Source organism: Streptomyces sp. NPDC012935, from assembly GCF_042900345.1.
Classification (GTDB): Bacteria; Actinomycetota; Actinomycetes; order Streptomycetales; family Streptomycetaceae; genus Streptomyces.
This window is the reverse complement of record NZ_JBIBBC010000008.1, coordinates 205,407-228,233: the sequence shown is the minus strand read 5'-3', so window position 1 is coordinate 228,233 and position 22,827 is coordinate 205,407. Positions and strand designations below refer to the sequence as shown.

22 protein-coding genes are annotated in these 22,827 nt (G+C 66.9%); 14 read left to right on the top strand and 8 right to left on the bottom strand.

The window, feature by feature from the left end; translation table 11 throughout:
* Positions 1-40 precede the first annotated feature (40 nt).
* From ACFY5C_RS21365 to ACFY5C_RS21355, 3 genes are all read right to left on the bottom strand, one after another.
* Positions 41-754, bottom strand: a complete 714-nt coding sequence (locus tag ACFY5C_RS21365) for a YidC/Oxa1 family membrane protein insertase (protein WP_389446429.1) — start codon at positions 752-754, stop codon at positions 41-43.
* 117 nt (positions 755-871) lie between these two features.
* On the bottom strand, positions 872-1,183 hold the full coding sequence (locus tag ACFY5C_RS21360; protein ID WP_389446427.1) for a DUF6412 domain-containing protein: 312 nt from the start codon (positions 1,181-1,183) through the stop codon (positions 872-874).
* Between the two features lie 123 nt (positions 1,184-1,306).
* Positions 1,307-1,861, bottom strand: coding sequence for a winged helix-turn-helix transcriptional regulator (locus tag ACFY5C_RS21355; protein WP_389446425.1), 555 nt, complete (start codon positions 1,859-1,861; stop codon positions 1,307-1,309).
* A 69-nt stretch (positions 1,862-1,930) separates the two neighbouring features.
* On the opposite strand from ACFY5C_RS21355, the gene ACFY5C_RS21350 reads away from it, so the two are divergent.
* Positions 1,931-3,349: an MFS transporter gene (locus ACFY5C_RS21350; RefSeq protein ID WP_389446424.1), complete on the top strand. Its 1,419-nt coding sequence runs from the start codon at positions 1,931-1,933 to the stop codon at positions 3,347-3,349.
* 11 nt (positions 3,350-3,360) lie between these two features.
* Here the strand turns inward: ACFY5C_RS21350 and ACFY5C_RS21345 are convergent, their stop codons facing one another.
* Positions 3,361-4,158, bottom strand: a complete 798-nt coding sequence (locus ACFY5C_RS21345; protein WP_389446422.1) for a class E sortase — start codon at positions 4,156-4,158, stop codon at positions 3,361-3,363.
* A 395-nt stretch (positions 4,159-4,553) separates the two neighbouring features.
* Here ACFY5C_RS21345 and ACFY5C_RS21340 point away from each other — a divergent pair, with 395 nt between their 5' ends.
* From ACFY5C_RS21340 to ACFY5C_RS21315, 6 genes are all read left to right on the top strand, one after another.
* Positions 4,554-6,026, top strand: a complete 1,473-nt coding sequence (locus ACFY5C_RS21340) for a glycoside hydrolase (RefSeq protein WP_389446420.1) — start codon at positions 4,554-4,556, stop codon at positions 6,024-6,026.
* A gap of 63 nt (positions 6,027-6,089) precedes the next feature.
* Positions 6,090-6,506 carry a hypothetical protein gene (locus ACFY5C_RS21335; protein ID WP_389446418.1) on the top strand — a complete coding sequence of 139 codons (417 nt, stop codon included), beginning with the start codon at positions 6,090-6,092 and terminating at the stop codon, positions 6,504-6,506.
* A 113-nt stretch (positions 6,507-6,619) separates the two neighbouring features.
* On the top strand, positions 6,620-7,636 hold the full coding sequence (locus ACFY5C_RS21330) for an SEC-C metal-binding domain-containing protein (RefSeq protein ID WP_389446416.1): 1,017 nt from the start codon (positions 6,620-6,622) through the stop codon (positions 7,634-7,636).
* Positions 7,637-7,827: 191 nt separating this feature from the next.
* A complete protein-coding gene (locus ACFY5C_RS21325) occupies positions 7,828-9,381 on the top strand; it encodes an ATP-binding protein (RefSeq protein ID WP_389446690.1) in 1,554 nt (517 codons plus the stop codon).
* A gap of 67 nt (positions 9,382-9,448) precedes the next feature.
* Positions 9,449-12,442: a Z1 domain-containing protein gene (locus ACFY5C_RS21320; RefSeq protein WP_389446414.1), complete on the top strand. Its 2,994-nt coding sequence runs from the start codon at positions 9,449-9,451 to the stop codon at positions 12,440-12,442.
* A gap of 17 nt (positions 12,443-12,459) precedes the next feature.
* Positions 12,460-13,425: a NaeI family type II restriction endonuclease gene (locus tag ACFY5C_RS21315; protein ID WP_389446412.1), complete on the top strand. Its 966-nt coding sequence runs from the start codon at positions 12,460-12,462 to the stop codon at positions 13,423-13,425.
* 37 nt (positions 13,426-13,462) lie between these two features.
* Here the strand turns inward: ACFY5C_RS21315 and ACFY5C_RS21310 are convergent, their stop codons facing one another.
* The gene (locus tag ACFY5C_RS21310) at positions 13,463-14,302 is read right to left on the bottom strand and encodes an NgoMIV family type II restriction endonuclease (protein ID WP_389446410.1); all 840 of its coding nucleotides are present in this window, start codon (positions 14,300-14,302) and stop codon (positions 13,463-13,465) included.
* Between the two features lie 82 nt (positions 14,303-14,384).
* Between ACFY5C_RS21310 and ACFY5C_RS21305 the strand changes: the two genes are divergently transcribed.
* On the top strand, positions 14,385-14,852 hold the full coding sequence (locus tag ACFY5C_RS21305) for a very short patch repair endonuclease (RefSeq protein WP_389446408.1): 468 nt from the start codon (positions 14,385-14,387) through the stop codon (positions 14,850-14,852).
* Here the strand turns inward: ACFY5C_RS21305 and ACFY5C_RS21300 are convergent.
* Positions 14,849-16,015 carry a DNA cytosine methyltransferase gene (locus tag ACFY5C_RS21300; RefSeq protein WP_389446407.1) on the bottom strand — a complete coding sequence of 389 codons (1,167 nt, stop codon included), beginning with the start codon at positions 16,013-16,015 and terminating at the stop codon, positions 14,849-14,851. The genes ACFY5C_RS21305 and ACFY5C_RS21300 overlap by 4 nt on opposite strands.
* 161 nt (positions 16,016-16,176) lie before the next feature.
* Between ACFY5C_RS21300 and ACFY5C_RS21295 the strand changes: the two genes are divergently transcribed.
* Positions 16,177-16,926 carry an HNH endonuclease gene (locus ACFY5C_RS21295; RefSeq protein ID WP_389446405.1) on the top strand — a complete coding sequence of 250 codons (750 nt, stop codon included), beginning with the start codon at positions 16,177-16,179 and terminating at the stop codon, positions 16,924-16,926.
* Here the strand turns inward: ACFY5C_RS21295 and ACFY5C_RS21290 are convergent.
* Positions 16,923-17,555 (bottom strand): ATP-binding protein, encoded by a 633-nt coding sequence (locus tag ACFY5C_RS21290; protein ID WP_389446403.1) that lies wholly within the window; start codon positions 17,553-17,555, stop codon positions 16,923-16,925. The genes ACFY5C_RS21295 and ACFY5C_RS21290 overlap by 4 nt on opposite strands.
* Before the next feature lie 218 nt (positions 17,556-17,773).
* Between ACFY5C_RS21290 and ACFY5C_RS21285 the strand changes: the two genes are divergently transcribed.
* From ACFY5C_RS21285 to ACFY5C_RS21265, 5 genes are all read left to right on the top strand, one after another.
* Positions 17,774-18,619 carry a helix-turn-helix domain-containing protein gene (locus ACFY5C_RS21285; protein WP_389446401.1) on the top strand — a complete coding sequence of 282 codons (846 nt, stop codon included), beginning with the start codon at positions 17,774-17,776 and terminating at the stop codon, positions 18,617-18,619.
* The gene (locus ACFY5C_RS21280; RefSeq protein WP_389446399.1) at positions 18,620-18,820 is read left to right on the top strand and encodes a DUF397 domain-containing protein; all 201 of its coding nucleotides are present in this window, start codon (positions 18,620-18,622) and stop codon (positions 18,818-18,820) included.
* Between the two features lie 382 nt (positions 18,821-19,202).
* The gene (locus ACFY5C_RS21275; protein WP_389446397.1) at positions 19,203-19,445 is read left to right on the top strand and encodes a hypothetical protein; all 243 of its coding nucleotides are present in this window, start codon (positions 19,203-19,205) and stop codon (positions 19,443-19,445) included.
* Positions 19,446-19,749: 304 nt separating this feature from the next.
* Positions 19,750-20,442, top strand: coding sequence for a hypothetical protein (locus ACFY5C_RS21270; protein ID WP_389446396.1), 693 nt, complete (start codon positions 19,750-19,752; stop codon positions 20,440-20,442).
* Between the two features lie 87 nt (positions 20,443-20,529).
* Complete coding sequence (locus ACFY5C_RS21265; RefSeq protein ID WP_389446688.1) at positions 20,530-20,724, top strand: hypothetical protein; 195 nt, start codon at positions 20,530-20,532, stop codon at positions 20,722-20,724.
* Positions 20,725-20,793: 69 nt separating this feature from the next.
* On the opposite strand, the gene ACFY5C_RS21260 is transcribed toward ACFY5C_RS21265, so the two are convergent.
* Positions 20,794-22,329, bottom strand: coding sequence for a hypothetical protein (locus tag ACFY5C_RS21260; protein WP_389446394.1), 1,536 nt, complete (start codon positions 22,327-22,329; stop codon positions 20,794-20,796).
* Positions 22,330-22,827: the final 498 nt, after the last annotated feature.

The window sequence follows — 22,827 nt, the reverse complement described above, 5'->3', positions numbered from 1 at the left end:
GGCCTCGAAGGATCGAAGATCAGCAATGGAGAGCCGGCGTTCAGCGGTAGAGCACGGCCCGCTCCACCGCGCTCCACGTCGTGCTGGTCACGACGTACAGAGCGGCCGCCAGCGGCACCACCGCCACGGTGAAGAGCGTGAAGAAGGACATGAACGGCATGACCTTGCTCATGGCCCCCATCCCCGGCACCGGCTCCCCGTCGACCACCGGCACCGCCGGATTCGCGGCCATCATCCGCTTCGTACGGCTGTAGTTGAACGCGGCGACGCAGGCGACGACCACGAACAGCCCGACGTACACGAGCCCCGCACCGCCGAACGCCCCACCGTCGCCCAGCGCGTCGGCCCACCGGTCTCCGAGAGGTGCGGCGAACAGCTGGTGCGACAGCAGCTCGTTCGCCTTGCCGCCGATCGTCGTGTTCGAGAACAGGTGGTAGAGGAGGAAGAAGGCGGGCAGCTGGAACAGGCTGGGCAGGCACCCGGACAGCGGCGACACCTTCTCCTCGGCGTGCAGGTCCAGCACGGCCCGCTGGAGCCGCTCCGGGTTCTTCGCATGCTTCTTGCGCAGCTCGGCGATCTTCGGCTGCAGTTCGGCCCGCGCCTTCTGCCCGCGCGCGGAGGCCCGGGACAGCGGATGCACCAGCAGCCGTACGAGCGCGGTGAACAGGACGATCGCAGCGGCGGCCGCGGTGGCGCCGAACAGTGGCTGGAGCAGGTCGGCAAGTTGCTGAACAAGGTCGGCGAAAACGGACATGGGTGAGCCCTCCGGGGGTCTCGTCGTGCCGGTGGAATCAGAGAAATGCCGGAAATCGGCATGGCGGCATGACGACCCGCGCGGGGTCACACGTGGCAGCTGTCAGAGGTGCGTGCCCTACGCGGCGGTCGCCGGGAGGGCGTGTCCGGGTGCCCTGGGCCGGGGCCGGCCCGAGGCGTCGGGGTCGCGTTGCGGCAGGAATGCCGTACGGCGGGCCCGGTCGCGGATGGCGGTGCGCACGCGTGTCGGCGCCACCGCGGGCGCGGCGCGCGAGGCGAGGAGCGAGCAGAGGGCGAACGCGGAGCCGGCGGCGGCGGTCGCGGCGAGCGCGACGGTCGCGGAGAGGCTGCCGGTGTCGAGCAGCGCGATCTCGAGGAAGAGCAGCACCAGCGCGGCGGCGGGACGCAGACGCGTCCAACTGCGGATCATCGGCGGCCCTCCCCTCGTGAGCACTTGCCCTGACGCACTTGCCCTGACGCACTCGTCCTGACGCACTCGTCCTGTCAGACGTGTCCTGACGGATGTGTCCTGACGAACTCGTCCTGATGTTCGTTATACAGGATGCACAGGATCCGCCACGTCGGCCGGTTCGGCGTCGATGGGCTGCAGCAGGCGCTTGGGCTTGAGCAGCGCCCGGCTGACCGGATCCGCCGGGTCCGGATCGAGTCCCGGTCCCGGCACCATCTCGACGTCCGGGACGGGTACGACGGTTCCGCAGGCGGGGCATTCGCCGTACGGGCCGAGTTCCGTACCGCAGTCGGCGTGCCGGAAGACGCGCAGCTTCTCCTCGCCGAAGTGCTCGCGGCCCCACAGGCCGAGCGAGCGCAGGGTCGGCCACAGCGCGATGCCGCGGTCTGTGAGGACGTACTCGTCCCGCGGCGGCGACTGCTGATACCGGCGCTTGTCGAGGACGCCCTCCGCGGTGAGCGCCTGGAGGCGGGCCGCCAGGACGGCGCGGGGGATGCCGAGGTGGACGAGGAAGTCGTTGTAGCGCCGGATGCCGTACAGGGCGTCGCGGACGACGAGCAGCGTCCAGCGCTCACCGACGATCTCCAGTGCCCGGGCGATCGAGCACTCCTGTGTCGCGTAGTCCTTGCCCAGTGCCATGGCGCCCACTGTAACGCCTTTCCACCTTCTTGGTTCAATGAACGAACCTACGATGCTACGGTGGGGCACATGCCCAGGTTCAATGAACGAACTCTCACGCCGACGGCCGCCGCCACACAGGCCGCCCCCGGCCCCGCCGCGGAGCAGCCCGCGAACCCACGTGCCACCCTCGCCCTCACCAGCTCCGCCACCGTCGTGGCCCTGATGACGTACACCGCGCCGATGGTCACGCTCCCCCAGACGGCCGCCGCCCTGCACACCCCGCTCTCCGCCCAGGCCTGGCTCTTGAACGGCACCCCGCTCGGCCTCGCCGCACTCCTGCTGGTGGCCGGCAGCCTCGCCGACGACTACGGCCGCCGCCGGATCTTCGTCGCCGGCACCTTCGCACTGGGCATCACCACGGCCCTGGGCGCCCTGACAAGCAGCACCTGGCTCTTCACGCTGGCCCGCGTCGCCCAGGGAGCGGCGAGCGCGGCCCTCCTCGCCAGCAGCCTCGGCCTGATCGTCCACGCCTTCCCGAGCGCACGCGGCCGCCTGCACGCGACCGGCGTATGGGGCGCGTTCGTGAGCGGCGGCATCGCGCTGGGCCCGGTCCTCACCGGGTCGATACCGAACTGGCGGCTCTCCTACGGCGTCCTGGGCGGCGCCGCGCTGGTCGTGGCGGCCCTGTCCACGCGCTGTCTGTCGGAATCCCGCGCCCCGCGCGGCGGCCGCCCCGACCTCGCCGGAGCCGTCACCTTCGGGCTGGCCCTGGTCGCCCTGGTGGCGGCACTGACCCTGGGCCGTGACGGCTGGCTGCGGGCACCGGTGGGCCTGCTGCTCCTGGCGAGCGTGGCCCTGCTGGGTCTCTTCGCCGCGGTGGAGCGCCGCACGGCGACCCCGATGATCGACCTGTCCCTGCTCCGCCGTCCCCCGTTCCTCGCGTCCTCCGCCGGCGGACTGTTCACGGGGCTCGCGGTGATCGGCCTGTTCAGCTTCCTGCCGGCACTGCTCCAGCAGACGCTCGGCCTGTCCGCGATGGACACGGCATGGCTGTTCCTTCTGTGGTCCGGCCTGTCCTTCGCGGTCGCCCTCCAGGCCCGCAGACTGTCCGGCCGGGTGTCACCGCGGTGGCAGCTGGCGATCGGTTTCGTCCTCCACGCGGGCGGCGCACTGGCGATGCTGGGCGCGTTGGACGCGGGTTCCTGGCCCCGGCTGCTGCCCGGCCTGCTGCTGGCCGGAATCGGCAGCGGCCTGCTGAACGCCGCGCTGCCACTGCTCTCCGTGGAGTCCGTACCGGCCCAGCGAGCCGCGATGGGCTCGGGCGCCCAGCAGACCTTCCGCTACATCGGCTCCTGCGCCGGAGTGGCCCTCACCATCGCCCTCGCCACGTCCGCCGAGGGCGGCCTGGCACGGGGTGCGGACATCGCGATGGTGGTGTCGGCGGGGCTGGCGCTGGTGGCGGCAGTGAGTGTGGGGGTGCTGCGGGAGCGGGGAGCGTCCGCCTGAGGGCTGCGGCTTCAGCGCGGTCGCATCGACACGAGCTTGCCCCACACCACCAGACGGTACTTCGAGGTGTACTCGGGGGTGCAGGTGGTGAGGGTGAGGTAGTACCCGGGGGCCTCGTATCCGTAGCGCGGCTTGACGCGGGAGCGCGGGACGGGCCGGATGACACTGGCGTCGTGGGCGGCGGTCTGCGGCAGGGTCTGGTCGACGGCGTACGTGTACGTCGCGCTCCGTGTCTCGACCCGCACGATGTCCTTGGGAGCGAGCCGGTTGATGTACCGGAAGGGCTCACCGTGGGTGTTGCGGTGCCCGGCGACGGCGAAGTTGCCGGCCTGGCCCGGCTGCCCGGTGCCGGGATAGTGGCCGACGTAGCCCTTGTTGAGCACACCCGCTTTGCTGACGCCCTCGGCGACGGGCACGCGCAGGTGGAGGCGCGGGATGCTGAGGATGGCGTAGGCCTGGGACCAGTCGGGGGCGGGCGGGGTGGCGGACCGGGGCCGGGTGCCGGCGGTGGGCTCGGACCCCCCGTCGTCCGCGGGCACGTCCGCGAGCGAGGGTTCAGCCGCAGCCGACGGCGCCGGTACGGCCGTACCGAAATCGCCGCCTTCACCGTCCCAGGCCCGCTCCAGGGCACGGACCTCACGCCCGGCGCCCGCCCTCGCCTCCCGGTTGGTCCACCACACCTGGTGAACGACCAGCAGCAGAAGCACCACCCCGACGGTGACGAGCGCTTCCCCGCCACCCCAGAGCACCCGGCGCCACAGGGCACGCCGCCGGAGCCCGCTGTGCTGCACGACGCGAACCCGCACCATCCGTGAGCCTCCTTCACCGGGCCGCCCGCACGATAAGGGGCGGGGCGCGAGGTCTCCAGTGCCGTACGCACAACGAGCGTCGCCGACCTGCCGCAGTCCCGACGCGTGCACCTCGCCCGGAGCGACACCTGTCCCGACCCGGCTCACCTCCGGCTCGGGGCCCACCCCCGCTTCAACACCCGGCCGTCCCCGCCGTGTCCGGCCCTCCGAACACCTCCCCGCACCCCCTCACCCCTTCCTCCACAGGTTTGAGAAAGGGCTGTCAGAACCCTCGACAACCTCACGCGCCACACCCGATGCTTCCTGACGGCACGAACGGCACGAACGGGACCAGCCACGGAGCCGGTTCGACGACGACACCGCCGACACCGGCTGTTGAGCGAAGCGGAGAAGTCATGATCCGACGTAGAACTCTGCTGGCGGCATCGGGCGGCGCACTCCTCGGCAGTGCCCTGGCGACGGGCACCGCCCACGCGGACGCCACCATCGCCGTCAACCCCGGCACCTCGTACGGCACCTGGGAGGGCTGGGGCACGTCCCTGGCCTGGTGGGCGAACGTCTTCGGCAACCGGAACGACTTCGCCGACCTGTTCTTCACCACCAACTCGGTGACGTACAACGGCACGGCCCTGCCCGGCCTCGGCCTCAACATCGCCCGCTACAACCTCGGCGCGTGCAGCTGGAACAGCGTGAACGGCGAGACGATGGTCGAGTCGCCGAACATCCCCGGCTTCAAGCAGATCGAGGGCTTCTGGCAGGACTGGAACAACGAGGACCCCGCCTCCTCGGCCTGGAACTGGACCGCGGACGCCAACCAGCGCGCGATGCTGGTGAAAGCGGCCTCTCGCGGCGCGACCACGGAACTCTTCGCCAACTCCCCCATGTGGTGGATGTGTTCCAACCACAACCCGTCCGGCGCGGCGGACGGCGGCAACAACCTCCAGACCTGGAACTACCGCCAGCACGCCTCCCACCTGGCGGCCACGGCCCTGTACGCCAGGAACAACTGGGGCGTGAACTTCGCGACGGTCGACCCCTTCAACGAGCCGGCCTCGAGCTGGTGGACGGCGACCGGCACCCAGGAGGGCTGCCACCTGGACCCGGCGGTCCAGGCGGCCGTGCTCCCTCATATGCGCAGCGAGTTGGACAGCCGCGGCCTGACGGGCGTCCGCATCGCGGCCTCGGACGAGACGAACTACGACACGGCCCGCTCGACGTGGGGGTCCTTCGGTACGTCGACGAAAGCCCTGGTCTCGCAGGTCAACGTGCACGGCTACCAGGGCTCGGGCGGCCGCAGGGACCTCCTCCACACGGACGTGGTGACGACGTCCGGCAAGAAACTCTGGAACTCGGAGACGGGCGACAGCGACGGCACCGGCCTCACCCTGGCCTCCAACCTCTGCTACGACTTCCGCTGGCTGCACCCGACCGCCTGGTGCTACTGGCAGGTCATGGACCCGTCGACAGGCTGGGCGATGATCGCGTACGACGCGAACACCCTCCAACCCACGACCATCCAGACCAAGTACTACGTAATGGCCCAATTCAGCCGCCACATCCGCCCCGGCATGCGCATCCTCGACACGGGCGTGAGCTACGCGGCGGCGGCCTACGACGCGACCGCGCGCCGCCTGGTGATCGTGGCGGTGAACACGTCGGCCTCGGCCCAGACGTTGACCTTCGACCTGTCCCGCTTCACGACGGTCGCCGGCGGCTCGGGCGGCCTGGTCCCGCGCTGGAACACGGTGACGACGGGCGGGGACCAGTACCGGGCGTACGCGAACACGTACCTGAGCGGAAAGTCGGTGGCGGTGCCGTTCGCGGCGAAGGCGGTGCAGACGTTGCAGATCGACGGGGTGGTGATCTGAAGCGACTCGGGCCGGGGGCGCCATGAAGGCAACCGGAGGCGTATCCGGAACGTCGTGTGTCACGTGACGAAAGCAGCCACGCAAGCAGGGGAAGACGAGCGCGGGCGCCCGCCCCGAGCCGGCCGCCGGTTCGGCCTGCCGGCGCCCGCACTGGCCAACCTGGCCCTCGGCGTACCCGCGATCATCCCGCTCCACCTGACGTACTGGCTGCTGACCGAGTACCTCCCCTCGGACTGCGACGCCTTCGCAACCGGGCCGGAACTGAGGGAGATGTCGAACTGCGACTACCACACGCTCGATCACGCCCCGGTGATGATGTTCCTGCTGGCGGTGACCGGCGTGATGCTGCTGATCGCGCTGCTGGCAGTGAACGTCCGGGGACCCCGCCGCCGCAAGGACGCCCGCCCGGCCCGCTGGCCGGCCATGGCGCCCTTGATCACGATCCCCTTCCTGGTGCTGCTGTACATGGCAAAGGCATAGGAAAGGCATAGGGACGAGGACAGCACCGCGGACCGGCTGGACCAGGCAATATCTGCCCCCTCTTCTCCCCTCTGTCCTCTCCTCCGTCAGCCGTGGGCAGTACGGTGTCCCCCATGCGCCCCGACACGCCTGCCGAAAACGTCGACCACACCGCCGAAGCGGCACGCCTGGAGCGAACCGCCGGCCTCTACCCCGAGGACGCCGAGGCCCTGCTCCTCCAAGCCGCGGCCCACCTGGAACTGTCCGGCGACCGCCCCGCCGCGACCGCGCTCTACGACCGCCTGCTGGCGTCGTCGGCTCCCCTGGACAACCCCCACCTGGTACGCGCCCTCAAGGCATCGAACCTGTGGGAGTACGGCCACGAGGCAGAGGCCCGCGCGATCATCGACGGCGTCCGGTCGTCCTCTCCCCGGGACCCGGCAGCGTGGGTGATCGTCGCCGAGGCCCTGGAGTCCCACGACGAGTTGGAGCAGGCGCAGGAAACCTTCACGGAGGGTGCCCGCCTCCTCCTGACGGACGTCCCGGAGCCCCCGTACGCCACGCACCCGCTCCTGTTCGGCCGCCATCGCGTACGCCGCATGCTGGGCGTCGCCCACGACGAGTGGGACGCCCTGGCGGACACGCTCCACTCGATGCCGATCTCCCTGGACGAACTCCACGACCCCAAGCGCGTGTGGTCCCTCGGCTCGGACAACCCGGCGGAGCTGGAGGCGGAGATCTCGCGCCTGCGGGCGGAGCTGGGCGCGTACCGGGAGGCGCTGTCCCGCCCGTTCCCGGTGGCGGTACTGCACTGGACGGCGGACGAGCTGACTGAGCTGCTCTCCGCGTATCCCTCACTCTCGGCCGAGTACCCCTCCCACGAGGAGCACCTGGCGACGATAGAGGGCTCCCTGAGGGAACTGTCGGCCTCCGGCACCCCGAACCTGGGCATCGTGACGGGCACGGTCCCGTCCTACGAAGCCTTCGCCGCCTCGGAGCTCTCGTCCCCGGACGACACGACCCTGCTTCCGCAGTACGCGACGACGCTGGCGGCACGGGGACGGGCGGTGGCTTGGCCGCCGCAGCGGGGGGCGGGGTGCTGGTGCGGGTCGGGGCGGGCGTATGGCGAGTGCCACGGAACAGGCAGCTGATCTGGACCCCTTCGGGCTCCTGCACCCCGTGGCCTGCCGCCTGAACCCCCTTGGCAGATAAGGGATTTATCATCCCACTTCACGGTTCAACCTCCCGCAATGTCCCACCTTTGCAGTACGGTCACATTTACCATGTGAACCGAAGGGCCGCCGTGTGCGGAGTGGCTCTGACCTGTGCCTTTGAGGAAGCGATGCCCTACGAGCCCGGCACCGTCTGGCAGTACGACGTCCCCACTACCGGCAGCACTCATCTGCCACCAGACGCCGGCTATGGGCGAGCCCTGACCAACCAGGGTTACGGCTTCGAGGTCGCCGTAGCGGACCTGATCGACAACTCGATCGACGCGGGTGCAGACAAGATCGTGGTGCACTTCCTGCGTGACGCCAAGCGGATCCTGACGCTGCTGATCATCGACAACGGCAAGGGAATGGACGAGGCCGGACTCGATGACGCGATGACGGTCGGGAGGCGCCGCACGTACGGCGAACATGCCCTCGGCATGTACGGCACCGGCCTGAAGGCCGCATCGCTCTCGCATGCTTCGTCCCTCACCGTGGTCAGCCGTACGAAGCGCAGTCGTGCCGCAGGCCGCCGCCTCACCGCGGAGGGGATCGAAGACAGCTTCCGCTGTGACACCGTCGACCCTCGATACGCGCAGGATCTCGTCGACCGGTACGACGGCCTCATCGAGTGGCACGGCACGGTCGTGCGATGGGACGGGGTGCGCACGTTCGAAACCGTGACGCCGGGGCAGAGCGACCAGTACTTGTCGAAGGCGATCGCCCGCCTGGAGAACCACCTCGGCCTCTACTTGCACCGCTTCCTGCAGCGCGGTCTCCAGCTTGACATTGCCGTATGGGACGTGAGCAGCAGCGCGAATGAGCTCGGCGAAGAAGTGGACCACATCGCCGTAGAGGCGCTGGATCCCTTCGGGTACACAGTGCCCGGGAAGAAGGGATACCCAAGGGAGTTCACGGCGCCGGTCGAGGGCATGGGGGACATGTGCCTGACCGCCCACATCTGGCCGGCCAAGTCGAAACAGGCGGGCTTCCGGCAGATCGGTGCGCTCGCGGACCGTCAGGGTTTCTACTTCTACCGGAACGACCGCCTCGTGCAGGCGGGAGGCTGGAACGGCCTGCGCAATCCCGAAGGACACCTCGTACTGGCCAGGGTAGCCGTGGATCTCCCCTCGGACGAGAACAGCGTCCTGAGTCTCGACGTGAAGAAGGAAAGGGTCACGGTCACCCCCGCCTTCACTCTCGGCGTGGACAAAGCGGTGGACGCCGGGGGAAACACTTTCCACCAGTACCTCAGCGACGCCGAGGCCGCCTATCGAAGCGGTTCGAGGCGCACGGAGATCGTCCGGAAGCCCGTCACGCCTCCGGGCAAGGGGCTCGATCCGAAGATCAAGCGGGTTATCAAGGAGGAACTGCCCGAGAAGGCAGGCGAGGAACCGATCACGTTCACATGGGCGGCGCTTCCCCGCGACCGGTTCTTCGACCTCGACCGCGAGAACAACACCGTCATCCTCAACAAGGACTTCCGCGAGGACTTCAATGACGGCCGACGGGGCGGCGCGAACGATGTTCCCGTCACAAAGACCCTGCTTTATCTGCTTCTTGAGGATTGCTTCGGGCTTGGGCGCTGGGAGCGCAGCCGACAAGATCGTGTCGACTACTGGAACACCATTCTCCTGGCCTCTGCGGAGGCGCATCGCACACGGCGTACGCAGGCGCTCTCCTGACCGCCGTACGACACCCGCCCCTGGCCCCACTGACCGCTGACCGCTGACCGCTGACTAAGGCCCGCCCATGAACTACACCCCGGCCGACGTTCTCCTGAACATCCATGCTTCCGCTCTCGCAGGCATGGTCAGCAGCCCCAAGCATTTCGAACGCTGGGCCGCGCTGGCCGCCGACGAGGACTATCCGGACGCCGACCTCAGCGAGGAGCGCTTCCACGAGAGTCTGGTCAGCGCGGACGAGGCACTCACGGCCCTGTGGAGCCGCCACGTCACCGCATGGGACTTCGCGGAAGAACCTCATTGGGCACTGGACACCCGTGCCCGCACCGACGAACGACGGACGGTCATCTACGACCGGCTCCGATTCGGCAGCGACCTGCGGAAGGCGCTGGACAACGCCGTTCCCGTGGCCAAGATCCCCGGCCCCACCGTGATCACCCGCGAGTTCACCCCCTGGTACACCCCGGAGCGGGCGGCTACTCGGTCCTTCTACTGGACCTCATACGAGGGGAAGCTCCGCGCCAAGGGCTGGTCAGACGCGGCGATAGCCAGCCTGGACGAGGCGAGCCGGGCGGTCGTCGAACGCCTCACCGACCCCGAACAGGCCGCGGCCCGGCAGGCGAAGGGCCTGGTGGTGGGCTACGTCCAGTCAGGCAAGACAGCCAACTTCACCGGCGTCACAGCCAAGGCGATCGATGTCGGCTACCGCCTCGTCATCGTGCTCGGCGGCACTCTCAACCTCCTGCGCGCACAGACTCAACGCCGCCTCGACATGGAACTGATCGGCCAGGAGAACATTCTTCGGGGCGCCGACCTCAACGACCTGGACTCCCTGGTCGGCGTTGACTACGTCAGCGACGACGACGCGGACTGGCCCGAGTTCGTCCGGCACGGAGGACGCCCCTCCACGCTGGGCGCCTTCGACATCGAGCGCCTGACGACCCGGGACAACGACTATAAGAGCCTGGCCCAGGGCATCCGGGCACTGGAATTCGAAAAGCGCGAGCCAACCCGTCCGCTCCACGACCCGGCGAACATCCATCACGCCGCGGCTCGAGTACTGGTGGTGAAAAAGAACAAGTCCGTCCTCACCAAGCTCGTCAAAGACCTCAAGCAGATTCACGGGCTGCTTGGAGAGCTCCCTGCCCTGATCATCGACGACGAGTCCGACCAGGCTTCCGTGAACACGCTGGACCCGAAGAAGTGGGAAGCCGGTACCACCGAGCGCACGGCGATCAACGGCCTGATCTCGGAGCTTCTAAAGCTCCTCCCTCGGGCGCAGTACGTGGGTTACACGGCAACTCCGTTTGCCAATGTGTTCGTTGACCCTGGTGACGACGAGGACATCTTCCCAAGCGACTTCCTGATCTCGCTTCCCCGCCCCACCGGGTATATGGGTGCTCAGGACTTCCACGACCTGGACTCTCCCGTGGCAGAAGACGAACAGACATTCGCTAACTCGCAAGAGAAGGCGCACGTCCGAGGGATCTATGAGTCAACAGGTGACCGCCTGCAGGAGGCTATGGACGCCTTTGTCCTGTCTGGCGCCTTGAAGCTCTACCGAGCTGAACACGGAGTCCCGGAGAAGCCGTTCCGGCACCACACGATGCTTGTGCATCAGTCCGTTCGCAAGGACGACCATGCCGAACTCGCGTTGCGCATCAATTCCATGTGGCATCAGGCGGGATACAGCTCGTCGGCAGGCCATGAGCGACTTGCCGCTCATTGGGCCTCCGACATCATTCCGGTGAGCGAGGCACGTGCGTCTGATCTCCCATCACCGGCCTCCTATGAGGAGCTTCGCCCGTACGTCAACCTGGCTCGGCAGCGCATCGGTTCAAACGGCCAGCCGGTCATCGTCGTGAACGGCGACAGCGACCGCTACTTCGATCAGCTCGGCCTCGACTTCGACAGGACCCCGCACGTATGGAAAATCCTGGTCGGCGGTACAAAGCTGTCGCGCGGCTTCACCGTGGAGGGCCTGACGGTCACCTACTACCGGCGCACCACCCAGCAGGCGGACACGCTGATGCAGATGGGGCGTTGGTTCGGGTTCAGACCCGGATACCGCGACCTTGTCAGGCTCTACATCGGGCGGGAAGAACCCTTCGGGCGCGACAAGTCCGCGGATCTGTACGAGGCGTATGAAGCGATATGCCGGGACGAGGAGACGTTCCGGCAGCAGCTGGCCCAATACGCCGTGGTAGTCGATGGAGAACCCCAGGTGACGCCCATGGAGGTGCCTCCTCTGGTGGCACAGCATCTGCCATGGGTCAGGCCCTCCGCACGCAACAAGATGTTCAACGCGGAACTCGTAGAGATCCGGTCCCCTGGGCGCCCCATCGAGCCTGCCTCGTACCCGCTGAACAACAGCGCGGCACACAAGCGGAACAGTGAACGCTGGCGGCCGCTTCTCGATGCGCTGGATACAACGCCGGTGTCATTCAGCAATCCACCGGACAGCTCCAGCTCTCTGAAGCGTACCTTCGAAGCTCTCACCGGGATCGTTGCTCACGACGATCTCGTGGGCGTGCTGTCCCAGCTTGAGTGGGAGCGTCCACGCTACTTCGACCCCCACCTGACCTATCTGAGGCAGCTCGACGGCTCGCTGGCGAAGGTGGACAACTGGCTGCTCGTCTCGCCCCGACTGGCCTCAAACAAACGTGTCGAGGCCGGCATCCTCGGTTCCATCCCGCTGTCCCTGGTCCGACGCAAGCGGCAGGCCGGCAAGACGTCCTTCGGGCGCATCGCCAGCGTGGAACACCGCACGGCCGCACAGCGCCTCATCGACGATGCAGCCTCACCGCTCGGCCTCCACCCGGATCAGCATGGCGCAGTCGGCCCAACAACCGGAGTCGTCCTTCTGTACCCCGTCGTCGATGGTGACAGCCACAGCGACGTCCACGCCGTCGTACGCAACGGATCGGCCGACCCGTCGAAGATCGTGATGGCCTTTACCCTGATCCCGCCGACCTCGGCCTTGAGCGCGGACCGCCGACTGGTGCGGTTCCGGGCGAAGGATTCCAGACACCTCAACGACGCTACCATTCCGGTTAGTTGAGCCTGAGGGGGATCCAAGTGCTACCCATCGACATCCATGCCGCACAGAACATCCGCGTGGCGGACGAGCTGCAACTCGACGCCGAGCTCCAGACAGTGCACTCGGAGCTCAGCCGCATGGATCCCGAGGGAGAACGGTTCGCGACAGTGCTCCGGAACACGATCGATCAGCTGCTGAACGGCGAGGTCACAGGCCGATACGCCTGGGAGTCCCTGTACAAGACGGAGCGGACCCACGCGGGAACTCTTGTAGAAATCAATCTGCAGCGGGAGTTCAAGTTCGCAGATGGCAGGGCGATGGACTACCGGATCGCCGACATCGAGGTGGACTGCAAGTACTCGCAGAGTTTCGGCGGCTGGATGATCCCACCCGAGGCCAGGGGGCATCTCTGCCTGCTCGTGTGGGCAAACGACCAGGAGAGCCGCTGGAGCGCCGGCCTCTTCCGGGTCAAGGAAGAGTGGCTGAACAAGGGAAGCAACCGTGATTCCAAGCTCACCATAAAGGCCATACACCGGGACAAAATCGCCTGGCTGTGGCACACCGCGGAACTCCCCGAGAACGTACTCCTCCACATGCACCCAACCGACCGCGCCGCAGTCTTCGCACCGCAGTCCGGGCAGCAGCGCCTGAACGAGCTGTTCCGGCGCGTACAGAAGCGGCGCATCAGCCGCAACGTAGTGCGAACTGTGGCGCAGCAGAAGGACTACATGAAACGGGTTCGCGGCAATGGTGGATGCAGATCAGCGTTACAGCCCGAGGGGATCATCATCATGGGCGACTACGACAGCCACAAGCGCATAGCTGCCCAGCTAGGGCTACCAATCCCCCAAGAAGGAGAGTTCGTTGCTGCGCGGGTCGTTGAAGTGCGGGAGTCGGAGCCAGACCGCCCCACCGCATTCCTCAACGGGCACTACTGGGCGTGCGCAAGGGAGCTGGACACTCCCCACTCAGCCCCACTCCTTCCATCACACACCAAGCAGTAGATGAAATTCCACAAACACACCATCGAAGGGTAACATCTCACTCGGCAAGAATATCGCTAGACAATTCCTGGTAGTCCCTGAGGCGCCCAGTTTTTATCATTGCACTTAGATGCTCTTGCTGCGACTTCTCACCCTTTTTCAATGTTAGCGGAGTGTACTCACTCACTGCTTCCCTCAAGAGTTCATAAGCGACATGGTAGACGGCGTCTATCTCACCCATACCTTGCGTCAACGCACTCAATCTGCTCGGCAGTGGCTCAGCCGTTACCGCAACCAGGTGCGGGGCTCTGCCACGACGTGACTTAATGAGCGAGTTGAACTCGTGACGGACATTTTGCGCACGGTCTGATCTAATTGTCCACTTACAGGAAACGACCGCCCTCAAAACTTCCCCATACTTGCCCGGAACACCTACAGTGACGTCTGGATCGATCAGATAGTCGCCAGCAATCAGATCCGTCAGGTCGGGGTATTCTTCAGCGGCTTCCTTCAGCTCTTGGATATGCGCATACTGCCAGAAGTCCCAGATCTTACTATTCCTGGAAACCTGCCATTCTCCGGACTTGGGATCGCTTCCGAAACACTCTGTCAAGTGCTTCTGGACGCTGACCTCCAAGAGCTTCCCAAGGCTCTCGTCGTCGTCTTCGGTTTCTTTTGCGATCTGCAGTCGATCGAAGATGTAGCCAGCGATCCCAAGACTCGCCCTCTGCGAGCCATCCGCGATATTCGGAGCAGTATCCCTTCCGAGCGTCTTCGCCACCAAGCTCTGGTTCCCCTTCGTCGTCGGCTTCCACGCAAACAGCTCGGGGAGCCACGAGGGCACCGTCGCGAGAGCGGGCTTCAGTCCCAGGCCACTCTCTGCATCACTTGCTGGCATTGGCATAGGGTGCTCCTGATCGCCGACCAACCTCAGTACACGCGCGTTCAGAGCTTACTGATCTACGTCCAGGAGGGCAGAGGTGTCTGACAACTGGACTCCTCCTCAAGGATCTTGGGCCTCCTCCGCAGCCCGCCGACGCAACATGCAGGCCATCCGGAACCGCGACACCAAACCGGAGTGGCTGATCCGGAAGCTCGTGCATGCACAAGGCTTGCGCTACAGAGTCGCAGCCAAGCCGCTGCCAGGCCTTCGCCGGACCGCCGACCTGGTGTTCGGTCCGGTGAAAGTAGCCGTGTTCATCGACGGCTGCTATTGGCACGGCTGCCCCGAACACTACGTGCCGCCAAAGACCAACCCGGGCTACTGGTCAGACAAGGTCGCGCGGAACATGGCCCGCGACCGTGACACCGACCAGCGCCTGGAAGAGGCGGGCTGGACGGTGCTTCGGTTCTGGGAACATGAACCCTCCGAAGACTGCGCTGCACGCATCGCGGCCGAAGTCGAGAAGCGTCGCAGCGCAGCCCGGAAGGCGAAGCCGGACAGCTAGCCCTGCTTCTGATTGCGCTCCCGCGCCGCCTTCAGCACATCGATGATCGATTCGCCGATGGCCTGCGCGACAGGCGGCGGAAACGCGTTTCCTACCTGCCGGTACTGGGCCGTCTTGCCCCCGCTGAAGTCCCAGCGTGTCGGGAACCCCTGAATGATTGCGGCTTGGCGCACCGTAAGCATCGGGCCTTCAGCACCGAACAGATCCCTGTCCTCAGTGCCCGTCGGCTCACCCTCCACGGGCGCGTTAGCGACGCCCATACCCGAGACCCCTAGCGCTCGCCACGCCTTCTTCGCGCGACTGGGACCGAGGTCGGCGCCGCCGTGCTTCTTGGAGCCGCCGACGAGCGTGGGAGCCACGTCCTTGTCAGCAGCCTGCTTCCAGTCATCGAAGACTCGCCGTGCCTGCGCGGCCCGAGGCCCTTTTTCAAACGGCTTAATGCGCTCCAGCATCGTCTTCTCCAGGGCCTTGAAGACCGAGACTCGCTCGGCACTGGGCGCGGGAGCTTCGTACTTCAGATCCTTGAGGACGTCCCTCCGGAAGGCGACAAGGATCGAGCGGGGCCGGAGCTGCGGAACGCCGAACTTCTCCGCCTCGAATACCTCCCACCCCACCACCTCATAGCCAGGCAGCCCATCGTCGCTTGGCTCCATCTCCTCGAGCTTCGCCTGAATCCGGGACCTGTAGCCGTCGAACTTGGCGTCCATGAGGCCGCGGACGTTCTCGATCATCACGGCTCGGGGACGGATCTTCTCGGCCAGAGCCAAGATGCGAGGGAAGAGGTCACGCTCATCGTCTTCACCGAGCTGCTTGCCAGCATGGGAGAACGGCGGGCACGGCACACCGCCGGCCAGCAGGTCAACCTCACCTCGGCGATAGAGCCTGGCACTCTTCTTCAGATCGCGCTCGGGCTCAAACTCCAGCACGTCCTGGCAGAGAACATCGCAGTTGTCCCGCTCCCAGTCCCACTTCGGGTGCACCTCGATGTTCTCGCGCAGGGTGGCCGCGGCGTATCTGTCGATTTCGACCAGGGCCAGGTGCCCGAAGCCAGCCTGATGCAGACCGATGGCTTGTCCGCCGGCCCCAGCGCAGATCTCGATCGACGTGAACTCAGGCTCTCGCACCTCAGTAGCGCCCTGCTCCGGTTCCTTAGTGTGGGTCATGCCCCCTCCTTACAGCCGTACAGCGGCAGACACATCTTGCAATCCACCATCACTGAGGGTGACAGACCCCACTGACAACGAGACCTCCCCAAGTGTGCAGTACGCCCCGCGGTTCGTTGAACGCACCCTCCGTCGCGCCGAACACTCATACGATATTGCCCATGCGGATACCTGCCTGGACTGAGGATGAACTGGTGCTTGCCGGAGCGCTCGTGGTGAAGAACGGCTGGCGCGAGCTGCGGACCAACGACCAGGAGGTCCAGGAGCTGTCGGAGCTGATCCGTTCGCTTCCTATCCACACGCCGGAGAAACGCGCCCTTCCCGGCTTCCGGTCGCCCGACAGCGTCAGCCGCAAAACCACCGACTTCATGACGAACCACAAGCTGTACACGGGCAAGCCCACCCGATGCGGCAAGCCCACGCTTCTCATGATCGAGGCCTTCACGGAACGTGAGGCCGAGATGCTTCAGGCAGCCCAGGCCCTCGAAGAGGGCATCGGCTCGGGCCAGCTGCAGCTCATCTCCCCGCAGCCGGACGAAGTTGATGACTCGGGAGCCACCGCCATCGAGGGCCGGCTCCTCGCCCGCTGGGCGCTGGCACGCGAACGAGACCCCAAGCTCCGCAAGCTCAAGATCGAGCAGGTACGTCGCCTCAGGCGCGCGCTGCGCTGTGAGGTTTGCGGCTTCGATTTTGCCCGCACCTACGGAGACCTGGGCGAGGGCTATATCGAAGTGCACCACGTCACTCCCCTCCACATCTCCGGAACCCGGGAGACCAAGCTCGACGACCTGGCCTGCCTGTGCGCCAATTGCCACCGCATGTGCCACAAGAGCCGACCTGGTGAATCCTGGCGCACTCCGGCCGACCTGCGGGAGCAGATGCGCAAGTCCGCTCGATCGGCCGTCCACTAGGCCGCATGCGCTTCGGCTTCGAAGTGCATCTGAGCACGGTCAAGAACGTCGTCCGGATCATGGCCCCCGGCCGCGGCCCAGTGCAGCAAGTCCGCGATCAACTCAACCGCCGACTCCTGGAGACGTACCCCGTGCCCCGTGCCCTGTAGAGCAATGCCGTCTCTTGCCCCTTCGTACTGCTCCAACGCCTCAGCAGCTCGCTGAAGACGTCGGCAGACACGCCCTTCCCCCGTCGCGATCTCGCACCAGACGGCCTTACCTGCCGTAGTCAGCGAGGCGCCCCAGGCGACGGCAACAGCCGCAACCAGATGCAGGCCACGACCGCACTCCTCGCCGCAGCCCGCCAGGCTAAGCGATGGCACCGCCCGGCTCTTGTCGTGGACCTCAAGGCGCAGCCGCTCTCCCCTCCATTCCAGGATCAAAGTCGCTGAGGTTCCCTTTCCGACGTGCTTTACGACGTTCGTCGCCAACTCGCTCACAAGCAGCTCCGCTTCGCCGACAGCTGCGGACATCCCCCACCGGATCAGCTGCTTGGCGGTAGCTCTCCGCAGCAGGCGCACCTCTGCCGGCGCCGCCTCGAAGGGCAGGACACAGCGGAGTCGGGATTCGGTGACTTCGTAGCCACGCATGGCCACTCCTCCCTCCCAGGCCACGCACATGCTGCGCCTGCCGTATCCGTACGGCTGCATTGCGTAGCGGTCTGTGGCCGAGCATGGCATAGAGAACTCTCACTGTGTAACTTCTCACGAGAATCCATCGGGTGAATCTGATGGTGGGGCAGCTTCAGCGCTGCCTAGCCTGATGGGAATCTCCGGGCCTGCAGCCCGGCACCTGGCGAAGGAGCCACATGCCTGAACGGACCACGACCCGCCGCCGCCAACTGGGCGCGATGATGCGCAAGTTGCGAGCTCGCAAGGGACTGACCCTTGAAGAGGCCGGGCAGCTTGTCGGCGTCTCGAAGGCAACGGTCAGCAGGTATGAAACCCAAGCCGGGCCAGTTAAGTGGATCGTCGTCGACGCACTGTGCCGCGAGTACGGGGCAACTGACGCTGAGCACAAAGCAGTTGTCGGGCTCGCGAAGGACGCCAAGCAGCAGGGCTGGTGGAGCTCGTTCGCCGACTCCATCCCGGAGAGCATGAACCTGCTGCTCACCCTTGAGGACGAGGCCGTACGAGAGAGTCACTTCTCCTGTGTCTACGTTCCTGGCCTTCTGCAGACGCGTGCCTACAGCACGGCGCTCCAGAAGGCCAATGAAGTACCGCTGGAGGCAAATGAGATCGAGCGCCTCGTCGACATCCGCATGAAGCGGCAGGAGATCCTTACCCGTTCGAAGCCTCTGCACCTGTGGGCGATCCTCGATGAGTCCGTAATCCGCCGCGTAGTCGGGTCGCCTCAGACGATGAAGGAACAGCTCGACCGCTTGCTTGAGGCGAACGAGTCCCCTCACGTCACGCTTCAGGTGCTGCCCTTCGCCAAGGGCGCCCATGCCGCAGCACTAGGCAGTTTCGTCATCATCGGCGGAACGGAGCCGGCCCTTGACGTTGTGTACGTCGACTTTCTCACCGGTTCGCTCTTCTTGGAGAAGGACGAGGAACTGGGGCGCTACAGACTTGCGTTCGAGTACCTCCGGGCACAAGCGTTGGACATGGAGGCCTCCTCCTCAGTGATCCAACTAGCCCGCAAGGAGCTGTGAATGCCTGCTGACTCTCAGCCTGTCACCATCGAGTCCGCCTGGTTCAAGTCGTCATACAGCGGCGGCAACGCAACCGAATGTATCGAGACCGCCTTCATATCCTCCGGGGTTCTGGTTCGAGACTCGAAGCAGCCTCGGGGCCCTCATATCTCGGTTTCAGCCACAGCATGGAGCAACTTTCTTACCGGCAGTGTGGTTTGAGAACCGCTCGCTAAAGTGTTGCCTCGGCCCTGCGATCGGTTGCATGGCATCTACCAGCGGGGGCTGGCCTGGTGGTACCGCCGCTCGCGAATCACAGCAGCCAGAACACGGACGCGCCGCGTCAGCGACGGTCACGCCCGGCCTTGTGATCCGGCCGGGCTGACGTGCTCTCACTCTCCACAGCTCGACCGCTGACTTGTACCCGTCGCGCGCGAGCCAGGTGCCCGGCCTGACGAGGCCTCACGCCAGGAGCTGATTGCCCATCACGCCCGTGCCCCGTATGGCAGCCCCAATGAGCGCCCCAGCGCATATCGGATTAGCCTCCTAAATGAGCGCAATGTGGATCTTTAGGTGTGCGCTCCAATCGACCCAAGGAGGAGACATGCGCAAGCTTCAGAAGGCCGCTCTCGCGGCCGCCATGGTCGGGAGCCTCAGCCTCATAGCCACCGGCACCGCCTCCGCTGCGCCGGCCTACGACGGGCATGGTTGCAAGTCTCACGACCAGAACATCAACCTCCTCAACAACATCGGGCTTGCCAACGGCTTGGCAGGCAACCTGCTGAACGGCGACGGCTCTCCGGGCGCTCAGTACAACCACGTCGGCTCCAGCTGCGGACACCACTGATCGACAGGGATCGTGTTACGTAGCTCGCTGATACGAGTCTCGGCGCCCGGGCGGCTTCCGTCCGGGCGCTGAGGCCTGTCCAGCTACCAAAGTTGCGGGTGCGTCGACCAACGGCCGATGACGCGGCCTGCGGCTGCCTCCAGACTCGGCAGGGCGGGGCAGGGCGAGCCGGCGGGCGGCGCCCCGCGGTCGGGATGCGCCTCGTCGGAGCGAGCAGAAGCGTGGGTGGGGGGGTATGAGGGGTACGGGGGATCTTTCGAAGAAGGGCCGTCCGTCGGTTGGCGGATCTGAGCGGGATGCCATCGTGATCGCCGAGTCGGCCTGGTTTCTGACGCTGTTCTGTGTCGCGTGCGGGGGCGGCGTCGGATGGTTGGTCACCCTTTTGGCGAAGTGGCTCGTGACGTTGGCCTGGGCGCCGTTGCAGGGGCCGGCCAAGCTGCTGACGTCCGTTCCGGAGCCGTGGCTCAGCGTCGGTGGCGTTGGGGTGGGGGCGCTGGCGGGGGTGGTGGTCGGGTTCGTCGCCGTGCATGAGTCGTTGGCGGTGACTGTGTCCTCCATGCGTGTCGTCCTCGGTGTCAGGGACTCGTCGCAGGAGTTCGGGCGGGACGAGATCGCCCTGGTGGTGCGGGACGGTAAGCAGCTCGTGCTGCTCGGGGCTGACGGTATGGAGATCGCTCGGGAGGAGTGCGGGCTGTCCTGGGAGCGGGTCGCCGATGCCTTCGCCGTGCACAGTTACCGGTGGGCCGATGAGGATCCGCACCGGGAGGAGTTCCGGCGCTGGGTTCCAGGGATGCCCGGGCTGCCCGAGGGGGCGGACGCCCTGCTCAGGGCTCGTGCGGCCGCGCGCGAGAAGGACGAGGGCGCCGAGGATGCCCGGGAGCTGCGTGGGGAGCTGCTGCGGCTCGGCGTTGTCGTACGGGACGAGAAGCGGCGGCAGTACTGGCGTATGCCGCAAACACCGGACGCGCACACGCCTCAGACGCCTCAACAGTCCTGAAGCGCCGACGCACCTGGGCTGCCGGGCCGGGGCGCAGCGTCGGCTGGGAGGATTGCGCGGACCACAGAGGAAGAAGGGGGGATGAGCATGATCGTGCTCGCCTTGGTCGGCGTTCTCCTGCTCGCCGTCGCAGGGTGCGTGTGTGTCGTCTGGGCGTCTCGGGGTGGCCCACGCTGGGTGCGTGGGGTGGCCACCGTGACGCTGGGACTGGGCGAGGTGGTGCGGGTGTTGGGACGTTCCGGAAGCGGGTCGAGGTCCTCGAACTCCGGCTCGGACGACTGACGCCCTACGGGCGCGAGGCGAGCGCGGGCCGCGCCGACGCGGGTGACGGTCGGCGCGGCCCGCATGACGTCAGCCGGTCGTCCCGGGCGACGGCGGGCCGGTTGTCGCCCCGCCCTTGCCCTCCGTCAGGAGCCACTCACGGTTCAGGGCCCCCAGCGGGATCTTCTTCTGGAAGACGGGCGTGCCGAAGATGGTCAGCTGGAGCTGGAGGGAACCGGTGAGGTCCACTCCGCCGTAGAGGGCGTAGGCACCGGTCACCGCACCCGTGCCGTCGGAGGAGCCCTCCGCCGACGCCTCGGCGTGGGCGCGGACGTACGGGGCCAGGTCGGCGGTGACTCCTACGGTGCCGTAGAGACCCACGGTCGCCTCGGCGCCGAGGGCGGCCTTGACGTCACCGGCCGCGGTGACCGTGGCCTTGAGGGGCTCGCCCGACATCTCGGACTCGCTGACCGGGGTCCAGCCCTTGGTCCAGGAGAAGGTGCCGCCGACGCGGAAGTCGCCCTTGATGTCCTGTTCGACGTCGACCGTGACGCGGCCGTCCGCGTTCACCTGGATGTAGCAGGTGAGGTCCAGGTTGACGACCACGGGGATCGGGCCGACCTGGATCACCGGGTCGGAGTGGAGCTCGGCGAAGGGGATGCGGATCGGCCGCCCGTCGGTCGATCCGGCCGCGCGGCCCTTCAGGGACCACTTCGAGGCCCAGTCGCCGGACAGGCCCAGGAAGGCACCGCCGGGCGAAGCACCCGTGCCGTCGCCGGAACCGTCGTACGAGAACGCGACCTCTGGCGCGAGCTGGACGAAGCCCTCCACGGACGCCGCGGCCGACGCCGGGGCACCCTCGGACGTCTCCACCGCAGCACCCACGTCGATACGGAGGCTGCCCAGCGGGAGTTTCGCGCCCTCGGGGCCGAAGTGGAGGTCGCCCGTCTTCGCCCAGGAGACCTTCACGCCCTTCAGGAGGGGCTCGACCTCCATGGCCGACGGGTCCACCGGGACCGTGCCCCTGGCCTTGCTTTCGCCGAGCAGGGAGTTGAGCTTCGCCGGTTCCGTCTCGACCGTCGTCTCGCCGTCCTGCGTGGCGCCTACGACCTGCGTCACCTCGGCCAGTACGCCGTCCGGGGCGCCGGGGGCCGGTGCGCTGGCGATGAAGTCGCCGACGGATACCGGGGGTTGGGCGGAGTCGGAGTTGGAGTCGGAGGCGGGGACGGAAGCGGGGACGGAAGCGGAGGGGCTGGTCGAGGGCTTCGCGGGCGAGGCAGGTGAGGGGCTGGTGCCGGCCGACGGGGCCGGGGGCGGCTTCGGCACGGACGGCGACGAGATGACGGCCCGTCCGGACTTCCTGTCGTACGAGGCGACCTTGAGGGACGACTTCCGCGCCGTGCCTCCCTCACCTCCGTCGGCGACGGCGGTGGGAGTGGCCGTACCGGACGGGGCCGACACGACGGCGAGTTGTTCCTGGACCGCGGCGGGGTCGGGGGTCTCGGCCGCCGCCCTGGTCGCCGGGTCGGTGATGGTCGGGGAGTTGGACGAGCAGCCCGTGACGAGCACGGCCGCGAGGGTGGCTGCCGACAGTAAGGCATGCCTCTTGAGCTTGGGTCTGTGCACGCGTGTTCCTCGGGAGCGGGGTATGGGGGTGCGCTTCAGGAGGTGACGCATGGGGAGCGGGCACGCCGGTCAACCAGGCGTTCCCGTACGGCCGTTGCTGCGCTGCGCGCGGCCGATGGTTACCCCCCAGTAGTCATGCATGAGCATGCCAGCACCGCGGGGGCAGCACCCGCTTTCTTTTCCGGGGGTGGCGGTGACGTGAGTCACAGCCGATTGCCGGCCAGTTCCCGCAGTCGGGTCGGGGCGGGGCGGGACGACGACCGGCGGAACTGAGCACATCCCAGCGGGGTCACGGGGAGTCCGGCGTGCCGTGCACGTCGCCGAGGGCGTCGGGCGCCACAAATGGTTTGTCCCGCGAAATCGGCCCGTCGTAAGGTGAGTTCACTTCGAAGAGACGTTCCCCAGGAAGCAAGCCGCAGAGCGGGAACGTCCCACCTCACCGAGCCACCGAGCCACACCGAGGTGCCGAAGGGGCGGCAGCCGTCTTTGTCGACCCCT

Coding starts and splice junctions, on each gene's coding strand:
- ACFY5C_RS21365 (WP_389446429.1), bottom strand. CDS start 754: ATGTCCGTTTTCGCCGACCTTGTTCAGCAACTTGCCGACCTGCTCCAG.
- ACFY5C_RS21360 (WP_389446427.1), bottom strand. CDS start 1,183: ATGATCCGCAGTTGGACGCGTCTGCGTCCCGCCGCCGCGCTGGTGCTG.
- ACFY5C_RS21355 (WP_389446425.1), bottom strand. CDS start 1,861: ATGGCACTGGGCAAGGACTACGCGACACAGGAGTGCTCGATCGCCCGG.
- ACFY5C_RS21350 (WP_389446424.1), top strand. CDS start 1,931: ATGCCCAGGTTCAATGAACGAACTCTCACGCCGACGGCCGCCGCCACA.
- ACFY5C_RS21345 (WP_389446422.1), bottom strand. CDS start 4,158: ATGGTGCGGGTTCGCGTCGTGCAGCACAGCGGGCTCCGGCGGCGTGCC.
- ACFY5C_RS21340 (WP_389446420.1), top strand. CDS start 4,554: ATGATCCGACGTAGAACTCTGCTGGCGGCATCGGGCGGCGCACTCCTC.
- ACFY5C_RS21330 (WP_389446416.1), top strand. CDS start 6,620: ATGCGCCCCGACACGCCTGCCGAAAACGTCGACCACACCGCCGAAGCG.
- ACFY5C_RS21325 (WP_389446690.1), top strand. CDS start 7,828: ATGCCCTACGAGCCCGGCACCGTCTGGCAGTACGACGTCCCCACTACC.
- ACFY5C_RS21320 (WP_389446414.1), top strand. CDS start 9,449: ATGAACTACACCCCGGCCGACGTTCTCCTGAACATCCATGCTTCCGCT.
- ACFY5C_RS21310 (WP_389446410.1), bottom strand. CDS start 14,302: ATGCCAGCAAGTGATGCAGAGAGTGGCCTGGGACTGAAGCCCGCTCTC.
- ACFY5C_RS21300 (WP_389446407.1), bottom strand. CDS start 16,015: ATGACCCACACTAAGGAACCGGAGCAGGGCGCTACTGAGGTGCGAGAG.
- ACFY5C_RS21295 (WP_389446405.1), top strand. CDS start 16,177: ATGCGGATACCTGCCTGGACTGAGGATGAACTGGTGCTTGCCGGAGCG.
- ACFY5C_RS21290 (WP_389446403.1), bottom strand. CDS start 17,555: ATGCGTGGCTACGAAGTCACCGAATCCCGACTCCGCTGTGTCCTGCCC.
- ACFY5C_RS21285 (WP_389446401.1), top strand. CDS start 17,774: ATGCCTGAACGGACCACGACCCGCCGCCGCCAACTGGGCGCGATGATG.
- ACFY5C_RS21280 (WP_389446399.1), top strand. CDS start 18,620: ATGCCTGCTGACTCTCAGCCTGTCACCATCGAGTCCGCCTGGTTCAAG.
- ACFY5C_RS21275 (WP_389446397.1), top strand. CDS start 19,203: ATGCGCAAGCTTCAGAAGGCCGCTCTCGCGGCCGCCATGGTCGGGAGC.
- ACFY5C_RS21265 (WP_389446688.1), top strand. CDS start 20,530: ATGATCGTGCTCGCCTTGGTCGGCGTTCTCCTGCTCGCCGTCGCAGGG.